This is a genomic window from Coprothermobacter sp., assembly GCA_013824685.1.
Classification (GTDB): Bacteria; Caldisericota; Caldisericia; order Cryosericales; family Cryosericaceae; genus Cryosericum.
The window spans coordinates 1-17,688 of the sequence record PNOG01000017.1; the positions used below are offsets into that span (position 1 = coordinate 1).

The 17,688-nt window shown below is 62.6% G+C and carries 8 protein-coding genes; 2 read left to right on the top strand and 6 right to left on the bottom strand.

Features of this window, described 5'->3' with window-relative positions:
* Window positions 1-202: 202 nt before the first annotated feature.
* The 6 genes from C0398_05285 to C0398_05310 form a co-directional block, all read right to left on the bottom strand.
* Window positions 203-325 carry a hypothetical protein gene (locus C0398_05285; protein MBA4365404.1) on the bottom strand — a complete coding sequence of 41 codons (123 nt, stop codon included), beginning with the start codon at window positions 323-325 and terminating at the stop codon, window positions 203-205.
* A 24-nt stretch (window positions 326-349) separates the two neighbouring features.
* On the bottom strand, window positions 350-1,492 hold the full coding sequence (locus C0398_05290) for a hypothetical protein (protein ID MBA4365405.1): 1,143 nt from the start codon (window positions 1,490-1,492) through the stop codon (window positions 350-352).
* A 4-nt stretch (window positions 1,493-1,496) separates the two neighbouring features.
* Window positions 1,497-9,800 (bottom strand): hypothetical protein, encoded by an 8,304-nt coding sequence (locus tag C0398_05295; protein MBA4365406.1) that lies wholly within the window; start codon window positions 9,798-9,800, stop codon window positions 1,497-1,499.
* 115 nt (window positions 9,801-9,915) lie between these two features.
* Window positions 9,916-10,830, bottom strand: a complete 915-nt coding sequence (locus C0398_05300; GenBank protein ID MBA4365407.1) for a hypothetical protein — start codon at window positions 10,828-10,830, stop codon at window positions 9,916-9,918.
* Between the two features lie 123 nt (window positions 10,831-10,953).
* On the bottom strand, window positions 10,954-11,472 hold the full coding sequence (locus tag C0398_05305; protein ID MBA4365408.1) for a nitroreductase: 519 nt from the start codon (window positions 11,470-11,472) through the stop codon (window positions 10,954-10,956).
* 20 nt (window positions 11,473-11,492) lie between these two features.
* Window positions 11,493-13,502, bottom strand: coding sequence for a hypothetical protein (locus C0398_05310; protein MBA4365409.1), 2,010 nt, complete (start codon window positions 13,500-13,502; stop codon window positions 11,493-11,495).
* 364 nt (window positions 13,503-13,866) lie between these two features.
* On the opposite strand from C0398_05310, the gene C0398_05315 reads away from it, so the two are divergent.
* Together C0398_05315 and C0398_05320 are read left to right on the top strand one after the other, a co-directional pair.
* Window positions 13,867-15,018, top strand: coding sequence for a hypothetical protein (locus C0398_05315; GenBank protein ID MBA4365410.1), 1,152 nt, complete (start codon window positions 13,867-13,869; stop codon window positions 15,016-15,018).
* Complete coding sequence (locus C0398_05320; GenBank protein MBA4365411.1) at window positions 14,999-17,653, top strand: hypothetical protein; 2,655 nt, start codon at window positions 14,999-15,001, stop codon at window positions 17,651-17,653. The genes C0398_05315 and C0398_05320 overlap by 20 nt, the downstream gene beginning before the upstream one ends.
* Window positions 17,654-17,688 lie beyond the last annotated feature (35 nt).

Below are 17,688 nucleotides of genomic sequence, written 5' to 3' on the forward strand. Positions count from 1 at the left end.
AAGCGTCTGACCTCTATAAACACAGTTATAAACTACACGCTACTTGAGACGCTGGGATGGGCTTCATTCCTGATGCAAAGATCTTCTTCGCTGTACGCCTCCACTTCGTTGCATTGTCACAGCAATGCCCACACAGACTCTAGATGGGACGCAGGGATTGTCAAGGAGAGTGGGTCACTGCCGAGAGGAGGTCCGACGCCCGCTACACCATCCCCGCCCGCGCGAAGGAGAAGTAGTCCTGGCGGGCACGGCCCACGATGATGTGGTCCAGGACACGCACGCCGACATACTTGAGGGCCTGCGTGATCTTGTTCGTGGTGTCGATATCCTCCTTGGAGGGGTCGCACTCTTATCTGGAGTGAGATTCGTCAGGAGGCGAAGCGTCAGGCAACCGTCCAATCAAGAGCTTGTCCGTAGCGATTCCTGCACAGAATATGCTCGCATCATGTGCCAGACCGGTCACGAAGTGATGCGGCGACTTGTACTTGCGGATGCGATACTCAGTTGGGATCCCTGTCGCAGGGTGTGGCTCAACGACATACAGCCAAGGGCCAGAGGGACAGTACAGGTGGTCTTTGTGGATACTGATCTCGTAGGGTCTAGCACTGCCCATTGTCAAGGAGAAATGTCGTTTGGACGACTGGCAAGAGACTCCGTTGAGCGATGGACGTGCATTGGAACGCCAGTACAGAATGTCCCCGAGGAGGACGGGTGTGTATGCACGGACAACCCGGGTACTCTCGGCCACGACTCTCGACTCCCTTGTGGCGAGGTTGAGACAGTATATGCCGCCAACAGACCCTGGCATGATCAGCTCGTCCCCAACTAGAAGCGGGTCCATGTGGTGCCTACCTCCTGTACCGATCAACTCTAATGACCACTGTTCTTCTCCTGTCAAGACGTCAAGACAGTGAACTTCGTCGAACCAGTTCGAGAACACGACGTTGTCCTGCCACACAACAGGGCTAGACGAGACAATGGTGCCACTTTCATCTGAGCAGGCACGTCTCCAGCGCAACTCGCCAGTCGTCAGGTCTAGAGCAACGATATCTCCCTCATAAGTCCCGACTAGCACAAGCGAATCTGTTAGGGCCATGGCACAATGGGCTGCGGTTCCCTCTTCACGGCAGACATGCCTTAGCCAAGTACTCTCGCCTGTGTCCTGCCGGAGGCAGACCACGTTTCCATCATCAGTCCCGATGTAGAGCAGGCCCTTCTGGGCAAGAGGCGAGATTGGATCCACATGAGACCACTTGCCGATGGAGACCTGCCATTGGATGGATCCCGACTTGAGATCCACTGCGACAACAGTGTGTTCACAGAGCCGCCTCCGGATGACCGAGCAGAAGGCTCTTCCATCGACCACAGTGGGCGTGAATGCAACGTGCCCGTTGAGCTGGACTTGAGTACGCACAGCGACAAGCCCTGCATCTAGTACGTCAGATGCCAAGATGCGCTTCATTCTTGACGCAAATACCTTCTTCGTCTCCATCAGTTCACTGTCCCTTGATCCCGAGTAGTGTCGTCAAGAACGCTCTGATCTTGTCCATCGTGTTGACATCGAGACCCCATTCTCCTCCACTATCAAGAAGACCCTGCAGTCTGGACATCCAGCCAAGTAGCTTCTGCTCGCCTCCAGCCCTGTTGGCATCGTTGAAGAGCCCGGTGAGTTGCGTCCAACTGGGATCCCATCTCTGCACATAGCGAACGATGTTCGCACATGCAGTTCCGATTTCCCCGAGAACGTGAATCCAATTGTGATTAGGATCAGGTGGCAACTCGTTCATGTTCTTGTCGAGGTCCCCCGTAAAGGCGCCCTTTATGTTCTTCTTGAGCTTCTCAACTTCGCCATTCAACACCCGCGCTACCAACATCGCGGCTATGGTCGCCAGAAACAGTCCAGCACCAAGAGTGAGGCCAGCTGGATTCAGGCATCCTGCCACAAGTGCGAATGCACCAGCACCTCTATAGGCCATTATCCCCACAGCGGCAATCGCTTCATGTCCCAGGGGATCGATGTACTTCACCGGGTTGTTCCCGCAGTACTGGTAGGGGTTCTGCGTGATGGGAGCAAGGAGGTCGGGGGGATAGCTGTCCTTGGTGAGGAACCTGCCCGTGGCAGGATTGTACCACCGGGCGCCCATGAGATACAGGGACAGGTCGGCGTCCCAGCGGACACCGTATGCACCACAGTACAGGTACGGGTTGGGGAGGGAGGGATTGGTGTTGGTGACGAGGGTGCCCCAGGGGTCGTAGGAATACTGGGCGACAGGGGTGCCGCTCCCGTCGGAGAGAGCGATGGTGTCGCCGTGGGCGTTGAAGTGGTAGTAGTACGTCTGGTTGTTCCAGGTCAGGGAGACCAGCTCTCCGGCGCCATTGTGCTGGTAGGTGACGGGAGAGGAGGACGTTGTCGATTCTCTGCTGACACCGGCGAAGTCATACGCGTAGGTGGTGACCTGGGTACCCTGCTCCTTGCGGGAGAGGGTACCGTCCGGGGCATACGCAAAGGTGAGGGTCGTCTGACCCTGACGGATCACGGAGGAGAGCTTCCCGGTGGCATCCCAGGTGTACGAGCAGACCTGGGTGGTGCCGTTCTGGAGTCTGGTGCGGGTGAGGGGGTTCCCGGCTGCATCGTACGTCCAGGTGTCGGTGGAGCCTCCGGGGACGGTCACGGTGAGGAGTCGGTTGGTGGCGGGGTCCACGGTGAAGGACGTGGTGCCCGAGGGACCCGTGATACTGACCAGGTTGCCACGGGTGTCGTAGGTGTAGGAGGTCTGGACACCGGAGCGGGTCCAGGAGGCGAGCTGCTGGGTGCTGTCGTACGTGTAGGTATCCGGTCCCGAGGCGAGGGCGTTACCGTTCGCGTCATAGGTGGTGAGCGTGTCCAGGAGCTGCGCCTGCGTCGTGGAGTTGACGAGTTTCAGCTCGGTGATGCGGGAGGAGGCGTCGTACGTGTACTGGGTGGACAGGGCATTGGGGGAGAGCATGGCGAGACGGCGGCCCACCGTGTCGTACGTGTAGGAGGTGACGTGGTTCTGGGGATCGGTGACCTGGGTCGTCCGGTCCAGGAGGTCCCACGCGAAGGTAGAGGTGCCAGAGAGAGTGGTCTCCGAGGTGAGACGGGAACCGGCGTCGTACGCGTACTGCACCTGGTACCCGGTGGCATCCGTGGAACTGACCAGGCGACGGAGGGTGTCGTACGTGAAGGTCTGGGGACCGGAGGAAGAAGAGGCAAGGGCAGTGAGGTCGCCACGGGCGTTGTATGTGAGCGCCGTGGTGGTCCCGTCCGGGGAGTTCGTCCCCGTAAGTTCATGGAGGCCGTTGTACGAAGAGGCGACAGGGATACCTCTGGCGTCGACTACCTGGGTTGTATCCCCATGCGCATCGTACGTGTACTGGGCGATGAGAACCCCGTTTTCGTAGACTTGGGAAGGTCGGTTGGCCACATCGTACGTGAACGTCTTGCCGAAGGCCCCCGACTGGACCGAGGTGAGGTTGCCGGCGACGTCATACGCGTAGGTCGTGGACACCCCGTTCGCGTCGACGACCTGGATCAGGCGGCCGGCAAGGTCGTAGTACATCGACTGAGACTGCCCGGTGGGCAGCGTTGTTGATGTCTGATTACCTTCGACATCATACGTGTAATTCGTCGTGGCATTCGTGGGGTCGGTCTTGGCGATCAGGCGGTCCTGCAGGTCGTACGTCCAAGCCGTGACGTTCGCGTTCGTCCCCGTCGGGACATTGTCCAAGTGGTCGCTCTGGGACGTGCGGTTGCCGTCTTCGTCGTAGGTGAAGGTGGTCGTCGCCAGGGCGACGGGTGCTTCCGGATTTGTCGTGTCCGTGGCGATCTGCGTCAGCACCTCGCCTGCGGCATCGTACGTCCAGGAGGTCGTGCGGAGTACTGGGTCGCCGCCCTGCGTAGACGGCCCGACCAGCATCGTCGTCTCGGAAGCACACCAGCCACGGTTGTCACTGTCAAAGACTCTCGTGGTCGGAACGTTCTGTGCATTGGTCGTGGAGGTGCAGTTGCCGAGGATGTCGTAGGCATAGGTCATCCACAGCTGGTCGTTCTGGTACTCTGCGGTCATGAGGCCGCGCGGGGTGTAGGTGTAGCTGTGCCGGCGGCCCACTGCATCGGTCATGGTGGCGACCCGCGCGTGATCCGGCGTGTAGGTATAGGTGGTCATGGCGCCCGCCTGGTCGATCTGGACCGGCTGGTCAAACGAGTTGTAGGTGTACTGTGTCGTGATCCCCGCCGGGTCCCGGACCTGTGTCACGTTCCAGTCGATCCAGGTGACGGTCGTGTATCCTCCGCGCGGGTCGGTCGCCCGGTCCAGCCTGTTGGGGCCAACCCAGGTGAACGCAGACGTCGCGCCGACGGGGTCCACGATGGTGAGCGGGTTGCCCCAGGCGTTCATGGTGACAGCGGTCTGTCCTCCCCGGGCATCGGTGACGTAGGTGGTCGCCGCCGCGAAGTCGTACGAGAGGGTCGTGCCACCGCAGTATCCACGCCATGCCAGCGTCGGCGTGAGACTTCCGACCGTGGTGCCGTTCGCGGGAGACAGCAGGACCGGGGTGACCGGCAGCTGTACGGGCATGCTCCCGCGGGTGTGGAATGTCCACGTGTCGTACCAGACGGTCGCGCCTCCCGGCATCGTCGCCTGGACACGCCAGTAGTAGCTGGTCGCGGTCGTCAGGGTGGGCGTGGAGGTCCACGTGTTGCCGCCCGTGGTGGACGAGACGAGGAAGCCCGCGAAGGAGGGTGATGCCGAGAGCTGGAAGAGGTACGAGGAGGCGCCCGGGTACGCGTTCCACATGAACCCCGGGGTGAGCGTCGTGACCACCGACCCGTTCCCGGGTGAAACCAGCACGGGCGCTCCGGCGGCCGACGGCGTCAGGAAGCTCCACGCCGGGGACCAGGGAGACGTGCCTGCAGCATTCGCTGCGCTCACGCGCCACCAGTACGTGGTGGAATTGCCGAGCGTGGGCGCCGCAAACGAGGCTCCCGTGGTGGTCTGAGTCGTGATGAGCCCGGCACCGAACGCACTGTCCTGACTAACCTGAACGGTATACGAGGAGGCGCCCGTGACGGCGTTCCACCGGAGGGTCGGCGCTGTGGTTGCCGTGAGGGCATGGTGCGCCGGACTGAACGGAACGGGGGCGGTGGGCACCGCTGCAGGGTTCCTGAAGCTCCAGATGAAGGACCAGGGAGACGTCCCCGCCGCATTGGTCGCGCTCACGCGCCAGTAGTAGAGGGGAGCGCTGCCGAGGGACGGTGTCGTGACGGAGGGAGTGGTGACGCTCTGGTTGACCAGGGTCATCTCGAAGTCGCTGCTCGTGCTGACCTGAACGGTCCACGATGGGATGGTGCCCAGAGGCAGGTTCCAGCTGAGGGTCGGGGTCGTCGTGGCAACCGTGGCACCACTGGCGGGACCACTCAGGACCGGCGGTGCCGGCGACTGGAGCGGGGCAGTGACCGCCGCGACAGGCCAGGCTGACGACCATGCGGACGTGCCGAAGGCGTTGACGGCCCGGACACGCCAGTAGTACGTGACGCCGCTCGTGGCACTGAACGTGAACGACGTGCCGGCGGCATCGTCGGGGGAAGACGGCCAGTAGCCCGACTGTGTGCTCGTCTGGACGCTGTACGAGGTGGCTCCCTGGGCAGGGTTCCAGGTCGCGGTCAGGGTGGGAACGTAGGAGGTGCATCCCGCGAGCGTCGGGACAGACGGAACCGGTGGAGTGGCGAAACTCCAGACCGGGGACCATGCGGACCAGGCTGCGCTATTGCCCGCCTTCACGCGCCAGTAGTAAGTGGTGGCCGGGGCAAGGGCTGGCGTGGTGAACGCGGAACCGCTCCATACCGTCTGGCTCGCAACCGTTGTGGCGAAGGTGCTGTCGGTGCCGACCTGGACGACGTAGGAAGAGGCTCCGGAGACGGGGTTCCACACCAAGGTCGGGGTTGCGGTCGATGCGGGGATCGTGACCTGGTACGCAGGGGCGCTGAGCGTTGGAACCAGCGGGGGCTGAGACGGCGTCGTGAAGGTCGAGACCGACGACCACGAAGAGACACCGCCGTCATTCGCCGCATTGACGCGCCAGTAGTAGGTCCTTGCATTGTCGAGCACGGGCGTCGTCAGCGAGGTCGCCGTCGTGGCCCGGCTGATGATCACGGACGCCCCGAAGCCCGAAGTGGCGCTCACCTGGACGGTGAAGAACGCGGTCCCAGCGGAGCCATACCACGAGAGGGTGGGCGTCTGTGTGCTGATGGTGCTGCCACTGTACGGGGACGTGAGCACCGGCGCAGAGGGTGGCTGAGACAGGATCGAGAGCTTGCGCGGTGCAGGAATGGTCGGCATGCCACGGCTCAACAGACCCAGAATCCGTCCGGCGCTCATCTGGCTGCCATCGGGGACAACGAAGGACCACACGGAGGACCACGCGCTCGTTCCTGCTGCGTTGGTGGCATTCACGCGCCAGTAGTAGGTGGTGATGGCCAGAAGCGCGTCTGTAACCGTGAAGGAAGTGCTTGTCGTGCTCTCGTTTACATCCAGCCGCCTGCTGAACGCGCTGAAGACACTGACTTGAACGGTGTAGGAGACAGCACCGGAGGATGCGTTCCACGTGAGGGTCGGCGTCGCTGTGTCCGTCGTCGTCCCGTTTGGGGGTGACAGCAGTACGGGGGCAGCCGGTACTGTCAACGTGGGAGTAGAGAAGGACCATGTGCCCGACCAGGAGCTGGTCCCGCCCGCGTTCGTGGCGTTGACCCGCCAGTAGTAGGTAGTGGAACTGGACAGGGCAGGAGTGGTGTAGGACGTGGTTGTCAGGCTCTGGTTCACGACGGTCGTCGCGAACGTGCTGACGGTACTGACCTGAACCGTGTACGAGGCAGCACCGGAGGAGGCGATCCACACAAGCGTCGGGGTCGTAGTGCCCGTGGTCGTGCCGGTCGCAGGCGAGGAGAGGACGGGAGCGGCAGGAATCGCTGGAAGAGGAGTGACGAAGGACCATGTCCCCGACCAGGCGCTCGTGCCGCCCGCGTTGGCGGCGTTGACGCGCCAGTAATAGGTAGTGGAACTGGAGAGAGAAGGTGTCGTGAACGATACGGCTGAGACGCTCTGGTTCACGACGGTCGTGGCGAACGTGCTGACCGTACTGACCTGGACGGTGTAGGAAGTGGCGCCGGAGGATGGATTCCAGGTGAGGGTCGGGGTCGTGCTGCCAGTGGTCGTGCCGGTCGCGGGTGAGGAGAGCACGGGCGCGGCGGGAGGAGGCGGGGGCGTCGTGAACGACCATGCGGACGACCAGCCCAGACAGCCGGTCACACCGGTCGCCTTCACCCGCCAGAAGTACTGGGTCGTGCCGGCAAGAACTGGGGTCATGAACGATACGGCGGTGGTGCCCTGGTTCACGACCGTGGTCGCGAACGTGCTGACGGTACTGACCTGGAGCGTGTACAAGTCCGCTCCGGCGGAGGCACCCCAGGAGAGCGTGGGGGTCAGCGTGGAAACTGTGCTTGTGTTCGCGGGCGAAGCGAGAATGGGGACCAGTGGAGGCTGGGAGATGGCGGGAGTCACCAACGTCCCCACGGGCGACCAGGCAGACGGGGCAGACCCGTTCGCAGCGTTCACGCGCCAGTAGTAAGGAGTGTTTCCGGCAAGGGAGGGAACGGTGACGGACGTATCCTTGGTGACCTGGTTCAAGACCGTCGTGGCGAACGCGCTGTCCGAACTGACCTGAAGCGTGTACGACGTGGCGTCCATGTCATCGACGCAGGACAGGAGTCGTCCGCTCGTCGGATCGATGTTCACGAGGAAGACGTCGCTGCGCGGATCGGTGATGCCGGTGAGGAGGTGACCGGGAGCCCACTGGAACGACGTCATGCGGGACATCGCGTCGGTGGAGGAGACCAGGTTGCCGTCGCCATCGTATGCGAAGAACCACTGCCGCTGCGACCAGTCCTGCATCCGGAAGACCCTGCCTTCCGCGTTGTACATGAACGTCAGCGAGCGTCCCGCCGGGTCCATGACCGACGCCAGCTTCCCGGACACGTCGTACGCATACGTGTAGGAGTTCTGGCACCAGTCCTGGTAGGAGAGGATCCGCCCGTCGTCCCCGAACACGCGCGCTGTCTGGGCCTTCTTGTTCTCGAGCGTCCCGCTGAGCATGCTCCCGTACTCCTCCATGTAGTCGGGGATCTCAGGGCAACGGTACGCGCTGGAATTCTGAAACGTGAACTCGTGGAAGGTCCCGTCTTCATCCTGCAGGATCCTGGCTCCCGACGTACCGTTGCTCATGCGCGGGCCCAGGGAGCTGGTCCATCCGAACCCGAACGGGCCGTCCTGCAGGGAAAGGCTGTTGTACGTGCGGAGGACGGGGTTGGCCAGGCCATATGCCGACCAGTCGAGGTCCAGCATGCGCACGATGAGGTTGCCGTTGGCGGCGTTCACCGCGGCAGCGTACTGCCGGCTGTCCCGCAGCTTCTGGACCGACCAGTAGTCTTCGGTCCCCAGCCGCTGGGCATACGTCACCGAGAGGGAAGCTGCATACCGGTAGGTCACCGATGTCTGAGCGGGAAACGACAGTGCGAGGCCGTGGTTTGTGCCCGGGTCGAGGAGCCAGTCCCGCACCACGGCAGTGATGTCATTGGGATACAGCTGGGTGGGGTTCCGACTGAACAGGGCGTCCGGCGACTGTGCCGGTTGCGTATTCCATGTGACGGTCTCGGGCGACCAGGAAGACGTGACCTTGTGACAGCTGATCCAAGGATCATTCCCGGGATTCCCCCCTTCCCACCCGGTGCAAGCCAGTGACAGGATAGCTGATGAGATGTCGATCTTGGGTGGTAGGGCATTCAGGTCGGCCTGGATCAAGCCGTACGAGGTGATGCCGGTGGGAGGGGCGCCCAATCCAACGTACAAGCCGGGGAACGTCGTATTCGCACTCGATGTGCGCACGCTCGCGCACGCAAGGCTCGCTGCCCCCTCGCTCAGGGTGATGCTGGGGTCGATGACGACCGGGTAGACCGTGGAGGAATCGGCCAGGAAGCGCGGGTCGGGGGTGACGACCAAGGTCGTCCCGTCCCAGCCGAGGGCGACGTCGGTGCTCCGGTGTCCCGCTGCATCCGTCATGAAGAGCGGGGACATGAGGAAGACGAGGTCGCCCGTCCGATCGTCACGGAAGGTGAGCGACGCATCCTTCTCTGCCTGCGCGGTGAGGCCGGTGAGCTTTAGGGTATACCGCAAGGCAAACGGGGCGAGTGGCGCCTCCCGAAGGACAACGTCTTCCTTGAGAGCATCGTCCTGCAGGGCACACCGGATGGTGACGCCCGGGAGGGCGCCCTCATACTCGACGAGGGTGTCGCCTTTCGAAGGGTATACAGATCGCGCGCCCTCCAGGCTGAAGGACACGGCATGGTTCCCACGGGCGATGGTCAGATAGCCGTCTTTCCCGTCGTTCATGGGACGGAGGCGCGTGGAGAAGCTCATGCCGTTGTTGTCGAAGCCGCCTGCCGTCTCGCGGGACATGACCAGCGAGGGATCGAGCGGCTTCCATGTCTCCGTTTCGTCCTGGTAACAGACAGGGACACTGCTGAATTCGGCCGTCACCGTGCCGTTGGGATTGAGGTACTCGCGTTTGAAGCGGGAACGGCTTCCGGCCAACTCGACACGGTCGGTGACGCCCACCGGGTGGGCAAGACGCGACACGACCTCGTCAGCAAGTGCCTGATTGACACCGCAGAGCGCCACAAGTGCCACGATGACCAGCAACGACACGATCGAACGGATGCCCTTCCTCATTGCATGCCTCCCCTTCGTTTCATCGTCGAACCACTACTGAATCTGACTGTATTCCACGCGAGAGAATTGTCAAGGGGATAGTGAAATGTGCGGCAGGACAAGCGTCAGATGCTGTCTACACCATCCCCGCACGTGCGAAGCTGAAGTAGTCCTGGCGGGCACGGCCCACGATGATGTGGTCCAGGACTCGGATGCCAACGTACTTCAGGGCCTGTGTAATCTTGTTGGTGGTGTCGATATCCTCTTTGGAAGGGTCGCACTCTCCGCTCGGGTGGTTGTGGACGAGCACGACACGGCTGGCATGGTGGACGCAGGCCTCGCGGACGATATCGGCGGGATCCACGACGCTAGCGCTGATGCTGCCCCGACTGACCTCGGCGTCTTTGATGACTTTGTTGCGGATGTCCAGCAGGACGACATAGAAGAACTCCTTGCCGGCGTCGCGCAGTTGGGGCGTGAACCGGTCGCAAACATAGTCGATGGCGTCCTCGGCGCTGGTGACGCGCTTCATCGTGGATGCCGGACCCTGCTGGAGGCGCTTGCCGATTTCGATGGCCGCCTTGAGTTCGACCGCCTTGGCGAGGCCGACACCGCGCACATCACAGAGGTCCTCGACACTGGCCTGGTCCAGCTGGCCCCAGCCGCCGAACCGGTTGAACACGTCGCGACCCAGCTCCTCGGCACTCTTGCCGTGGCTGCCTGTCCTGAACAGAATGGCCAGCAGGCGTGCGTTGCTCATCGTGTCGGCCCCACGCTTCGCCAGCTGCTCGCGGGGACGCTCCTCGATCGCCCAATCCTTGATGGGAACGTAGGTGCGCTCGGCGTTGACGCGCGACAGGACTTCCTTGCGGACAGCGGTGCAGGCCTCCTTGGTGACGAGGTCCAGTGCCTGCACGATGGCGAGCCCTTGCGGCTCTTCTACCCGCCCACCGTCCGCGTCACGAAACCAAGCTCCCGTCTTGGACCACATTGGATACGTTGCCCTCTGAACGAGATACGCAACGGCTTCCTCGCGTTTCGATATGTCCACCCTCTCCCCCTGTACCGTTTTTCGTGAGTACCGCTCACACTAGCACAAGGTAGCACCGTCTCCGGAACACGCAACACCGGCAATCCCTGCTCGCCATCCCCGCGAGCGGCCATAGGCATCACGTCAAGCTGTGAACTTCTCCCAGCACACGAGGTCGTCCAGCATCTTGCGGGGACGTGGCTGGTGTGCATGACTCTCGTCGGGGTACCCCAGCGCGAGGATGGCCACGACGGGGTTCTCGGACGGTATGCCAAGCAGCGCACGGACCTCTTCGCCATCGAAGTTGCCCAGCCAGCACGTCCCCAAGCCCATCGACGCAGCCTGCAGGGTCATGTGGTCCAGGGCGATGGTGATGTCGATGATGGCCCCTTCGTACCGGTTCCCAATGTTGTAGCCCGTGCCGTTCATGCAGGCGACGACGAGGACCGGCGCCTGCTCCACAAACTGCTGTCCACCGATGGCATGCACCATTGACCCTATGACCGCACGGTCACGCACGACGACGACCTTCCAAGGCTGCAGGTTGCAGCCTGATGGGGCCAGCCGGGCTGCTTCCAGAACCTCAGCCAGCTTGTCATCCTCGACCGGCTGGTCCTTGTAGTGACGTACGCTATAGCGCCTTTCTATGGCCTCGAGTATCATGGTTGCTCCTTATCGTGATCTTATGGCGCCGTCTTGAAGTACCGGTCCATTGTCCAGCCTCCCCACCCCGTGGCCGTGCCAGCCGATACGTTCCACGTGTATACTGCGCCTGCTTCCAGTTTTCCAGTCGGAACCGTGTAGGATGTGCCGGTGACCACGACGTTCAGGACCTGCGAGTCCTGCGAGCCACTGGTCCCCTTGCCGAGCCAGAACGTGTAGCGGGTGGCACCCAAGACAGGAGCCCAAGTGAACGTGCCGGTCCGTGACAGACCCGTCGCATAGGGCAATGGCGTCAGCAGTGCCGGCACCGGAAGACCGGACGGCACCTCGACCGTGAAGTACTGGTCTTCACCCCAGTCTCCCCAGTCCGAGACATCGCCGGCGGAAACGTTCCACGTGTACTGCCCGCCGTCTGCCAGTATCGATGCGGGCAGTGTGAACGACGTCCCCGTGACCATGTCGGAGAGTACCTCTGAGTCCTGTGAGCCGCTGGTGCCCTTGCCCAGCCAGAACGTGTACCGGGTCGCGCCAGGTACGGCGCGCCAGAAGAAGGTTGGCGTCAGTGTCGGAACGGTGACCTCCTGATCAGGTTCCAGGGCCTCGGGGACGCCCAGGGTCCCAGCCGTTTTCACAGAGAACACGCTGTCCTGCGACCAGTCGCCCCACCCCGTCTCGTTGCCGGCCGCGACTGCCCACGTGTACGTGCCGCCGTCGGTCAGGATGCCCGCGGGCACGGCCAGGCTGTTGATCGTCACAACCTCGCTGTAAATCTTGCTGTCCTCAGTGCCAGTCGTCCCTTTGCCCAGCCAGAACATGTAGCGTGTTGCGGTCGCCACCTTTGTCCACTGGAAGGTTGGCTTAAGCGTGTCGACCTCGGTGGTCGCAGCAGGCTGAATCAGGCTGGGGACGCTCACGGACGACGTCACGCTGCCAGACGTCTGTGCCGTAAACTGGGCAAGCGTCAGTGTCCGGTCTGTCGCCAGCGACTTGACCTCATTGATGGGAATGGCGAACCCGAGGTTCGCACCTTCTTCCATGCCCGCGGACGTGATGCCGATGACCTCCCCCATCATGTTGAACAGCGCTCCTCCGGAACTCCCATGGCTGATCGGAGCGGTCGTCTGCAGATAGCCTTCACGCCGGGCGCTGACGATGCCTGTGCTGACCGTGTTCTGCAGGCCGAGTGGGCTGCCGATGGCTACAACTGCCTCACCGATCTGGGCGGCGTCGGAGTTCCCCAGTGCCACAGCCGGCAGACCGCTCCCGGCGACCTTGATGATGGCCAGGTCGCCTTCCTTGTTCCAGCCGAGGACCTTGATGTCGGTGAACGTCGTGCTGTCGTTGAGGACGACCTTTCCCGACACGGCACCGTCGATGACATGGTAATTGGTGACAATGCGCCCGTCCGTGGAGATGATGAATCCGGAACCAGAGGCACCCTTCCCATCGCCAAACGCGACCTCGATGTAGACAACGGATTCCACCTTCTTGGCGATTTCGGTCACCGACAGCGCTGTCAGTGTCGTCGTCGACCCAAACGTCAGGGTGGCTGCCTTCGTGGCGTCGTTCCAGGCGACTGTCCCGCCAAGCCGTTCCGCGACGAACCGTACGGGGAGCATCGTCCGCCCCCCGACGATGAAGGGAACAACCTTTGGGTTCGTGGGGTCGACACTCATCGGCGTTCCGTTGACACGGGCAGTGCTCTTGCCGATGAACAGTTCGAGAACATCCGATCCCATGATGATGGTGACCTTCTGGTCGGCCGCGGTCCAGGCGATGGTCCCGTTCAGCGCCTCGACAACAGCGCGGATAGGCAGGAACGTCCTGCCCTCAACGATGACCGGGACTGTCCCCTGCACGTCGATGAGCTTGCTCACCCCGTTCACCGTCATCGACGGCTTGCCCACTTGCAGGACGATGATGGTCTGCGTCCCACTGGCCTGCCCTAGGGCGCTGTATGGCACGAATGACGACGCAAGCAGGATGGCAACGACGATCAATATGGCAACAAAACGCTGTGCATGTCTCATGACGGCCTCCCAGCCTGTGCAGCGACCCCGGCTTCTACTGTGGCGCCGCTCCACACATGGTCATATGATAGGGAAGTGTCACAAGATACAACACAGGACATTCTGATTGTCGGCACATGTGCTAAGATACGTGTTCAGTACCATACGTCCAGAAGTGAGTCAAATAGAGCAGTACGACGCTGTGTGTATTGCGGGAACCCAAACGGCTGACAGGACTGGATTCCCGCCTGCGCGGGAATGACGGAGCGACAGATGCCCTCTGTCGTCGTCCCCGCGAAGGCGGGGACCCATACGGTGATACGGGATGGATTCCCGCATACGCGGGAATGACTGACCGATTGGGAATTGGCGGTATACTGACAGCATGAGACTACTGCATACCGCCGACTGGCATGTCGGAAGCACACTCGCTGGGCTGGACAGGTTTGACGAAACAGGCAAGCTGCTGGACGAGCTGCTTGCCGCCGCGCAGTCGGAGCGGGTGGACGCGGTGCTCGTGGCGGGGGACATCTTCGACAACCCGATGCCTGGCAACATCAGTCAGAAACTCGTGTTCGACTTCTTTGCCCACCTCAGCGGTGCGGGCATTCGCGCCATCGTCCTTGCCGGCAACCACGACGGACAGGTCTTTGTCCCCAGCAAGAGCCTGTTGAGTCTGGGCACAGCGTCGGTATTCGAGAAGCCGTCGGGGGAGCAGTATCAGGTTGGGTTCCGTTCGCGCGCTGACGAGCCCGTCGTCGTGACGGCGCTCCCGTACCCCCACGAGCGGGTCGTCATGAAGCTGAATGGAGCAGGCGATGACGTCCACGGCGATTACGCCAGCAGCGTCAGCACCTTCATCCGGTGGCTTGCCAGCCACATGGATGCGTCGGACCTCAACGTCTTCGCCGCGCACCTCATGATCGGCGGTGCTCAGTTGACGGACACGGAACGCCCCATGTCGGTCAGCCCGTTCTTCGCCGTCCCTGCGCAGAACCTGCCGTCCCAGACGATGTACAACGCCCTCGGGCATGTCCACCGGCACCAGCAGATCGTGGGCGCTCCAGCACGCACGGAGTACTCGGGCAGTATCTTCCGTGTCAACTTCAGCGAGGAAGGGACCCCCAAGGGATTCAACCTTGTGGACGCAGACACGAGGGGCAACCTCACCGTCCAGTTCTGCGAGCTGAAATCCGCCATCGAACTACACAATGTCGAGTGCGCCGTGGACAACTGGGCAAGCCGCCTTGGGCCGTACAGGGGCCGGGGATACACGAAGGCGCGTGTCCACGCCGACGACCCGCCGTTCAACCTGCAGGGCGAGATGCACGCAACCTGCCCGTGGGTCGTCAAGGTCGAGTTCCTGCGCTCGGAGCCTGAAGCGACGACCCGTCCGACCATCGAGGCGCTGGCAAGCACAAGCCTCGAGACCGTGCAGTCAATGTATCGCACATACAACGGGGACGCCGGCGACGAGGTCATAAAGGTGCTCGGTGAGCTGTACCAGGAGGTGACCCATGCGGATACAGACGCTTGAAGTCGAGAACTTCATGCCCTACCGCGACCCGGTCACCCTGGACTTCCAGGACCTGTCGCTGTTCGCCCTCGTCGGCGAAACGGGCTCCGGCAAGTCCTCGATCGTCGACGCGATCTGCTATGCCCTCTATGGGCGCATCCCACGCATCCGTACGGAAAACGGTCAGCGCGAGAACGTCATCAGCCGTGGCGCCAAGCAGTTCCATGTGGGACTGACCTTCGACCTCGGTGGCGCGACGTACAAGATTATCCGGCAGGGAACAGCCATGAGGGAAGATGTTCAGGTCTTCAAGGACGGCGACCAGCTCAACCAGCTCCTGAAGAAGAAGGATGCCGACCGCTACATCGAAGAAACGCTCCTGCACATGAGCTTCGACGTCTTCACGCGCATCATCGTTCTGCCACAGGGGCAGTTCGACCGCTTCCTGAAGCCCGACACGCCCCGCGCGCGCAGAGATATCCTCATCTCGCTGCTCAGCCTCGACATCTACGAGCGCATCGGCAAGGCGGCCGGCGCCCATGCGGGGACGCTGATGGGCGAACTGGGAGGTCTGGACCACGACTTGGCGGGTATTGACCAGAACAGCATCACCGACGAAGCCATGGGTCTCCTCGACCACACCGTCGCGGACGCCGGACACCAGGTCGCGCTGCTCCAGGAACAGCTCAAGGCTAATGAACTGGCACTGGCCATGATGGAACAGCGGGCGTCCAAGGCGCACCAGCTGGCCAAGCTTCAGGGACAGCTTGCGACCCTTCGCGCCAAGGCGGACGAGGTCACCGGCGACCGCGCACGCCTTGCCATCGGCCTCGCTCTCGCATCGCTGCAGCCATCCCTGGCCAACTGGGCGCTCCTGGCTGCTGAACTGCAGGAGCTGGTCACCGACCACGACAAGGCGTCCGCTGCCGTCACGGCTGCAGAGAAGGCTCTCGAGACTGCCCAGACCACCCGTGCCGATACGTCCCTGCGCGCAGGCGAGGCCGCGTTTGCCGAGAAGCTGGATGAGATCTCCTCTGCGATTGCGCGTCTCAGCGACCTCCAGCCCTTTGCCGCCCGGCTGGAGGAGCTCCAGCACAAGACCGATGCCGCCGCCGACAAGGCCAAGGGACTGGAAGACAACATCGCTCTGTTGAATGAGACCATGAAGCTCCAGGACGATGGCCGGACCCAGCTCAAGGAAGCGATCGCCGGGGGGCGCGACGCTTCAACACAAGCCGACGATGCGTTCGAACGAGCACGCTCGGACAACGCTGCAGTCGTTGTCCAGCAGGGCCTCAGGCCAGGTGACACTTGCCCTGTGTGCGGTCACGTTGTGGGAGAGCTGGTCGCACATGCCGAACACCTGGACTTCACTCGCCTCAAGACAGCCCGTGACGAGGTGCGCAAGCGTGTCGAGCACTGCCAGAACGACCTCACGGAGCATGAGAAGAAGTCTGAAGCAGACAGGGTCCGGCTTGAGGAACTGGCCCGACAGCTGACCGTCCTGAAGACCGAAGATAAGGACGACCGGCATGAAGCGCACGAACTGACCCTGCGCCTGCTCATGGACCCGACGGTCGCCCGCGAGGGCAGCAGCAACCCCGTGGCGTTCCTCCGTGCACGGCTCGCGCAGCTTAGGGGGCAGGAGACGACGACCCGCACGGCGCAGAAAACGATCGCCTTCCAACTCGAAGAACAGCGTCGAAAGGAAGAAGACGTCCGTGCACAGCTGACTGGGTTCCAGACGAAGGCTGCGACACTGGCAGGCCAGTGCAGTCAGGCGGAGGCCCAGTATGAAACGCTGCAACGTGACCTGCTCGCGCAGGCGAAAACGCACGGATTCGATTCCATCGCGTCGATGAAAGCCACCGTCCTCCCTGACGACCAGCTGACCGCACTTCAGGCGTCGGTGAGACAATACGACCACGACACCGCTGCTGCTGCCGCGCAGGTGGAAATGCTGGAGCAGGAGCTCGGTTCCGATCTGCCGTCGGAGGCGGACCTCGACACAGCGCGCGCCGCACGTGAGATTGCCGCCACGGACTTCGCCCGCTCACAGGAGGACTTGACAGCCGCCCGCCGCAGTAAGGACGACCTCCTCACCCGCCGCGCATTCCTCGCCGACCGCCTGGCGCGCAAGGAACAGGTGACGCGTCTGCTGTCCACTTACCAGCAGGTCGCCCGCGACTTCGGCAGCAAGGGTATGGTGGCGTTCGTCAGCAGCGGGATCCTCGAACAGTTGCTGGTGACGGCAAACGACCACCTGCGCATCCTGAGCAAGGGACGCTTCGAGCTGCTGCTCGACGAGGGCGACCAGATGATGGTGCAGGACTCCTTCAGCGCGTCCGGACCACGCGACGTCGCCACGCTGTCCGGGGGAGAAACGTTCCTCGCTTCACTTGCACTGGCTCTCGCCGTCAAGGACCTGCTGTCGACGAGCGTGGATCTGGACAGCTTCTTCATTGACGAGGGCTTCGGTACACTGGATGAGACCACTGTCCAGGGTGTCGCCGATGTCCTGGAGTCCCTGCGCCGGGACGGCTCGCTCGTCGGCATCATCACCCACCGGGCGGACCTCGTGGAACGCTTCGAGACCGTCCTTGAGGTCACGAATCAGAATGGTTCGGCACACATCGCGCGCCGGGAGATGGCGTGATACCCCCGAGCCTTTCACTCCAAGGTAAGGGGTGC

What these genes read in the sequence shown, in the direction of transcription:
- C0398_05290 (MBA4365405.1), bottom strand. Translation starts at nt 1,492, where the DNA reads ATGGAGACGAAGAAGGTATTTGCGTCAAGAATGAAGCGCATCTTGGCA.
- C0398_05295 (MBA4365406.1), bottom strand. Translation starts at nt 9,800, where the DNA reads ATGAGGAAGGGCATCCGTTCGATCGTGTCGTTGCTGGTCATCGTGGCA.
- C0398_05305 (MBA4365408.1), bottom strand. Translation starts at nt 11,472, where the DNA reads ATGATACTCGAGGCCATAGAAAGGCGCTATAGCGTACGTCACTACAAG.
- C0398_05310 (MBA4365409.1), bottom strand. Translation starts at nt 13,502, where the DNA reads ATGAGACATGCACAGCGTTTTGTTGCCATATTGATCGTCGTTGCCATC.
- C0398_05315 (MBA4365410.1), top strand. Translation starts at nt 13,867, where the DNA reads ATGAGACTACTGCATACCGCCGACTGGCATGTCGGAAGCACACTCGCT.
- C0398_05320 (MBA4365411.1), top strand. Translation starts at nt 14,999, where the DNA reads ATGCGGATACAGACGCTTGAAGTCGAGAACTTCATGCCCTACCGCGAC.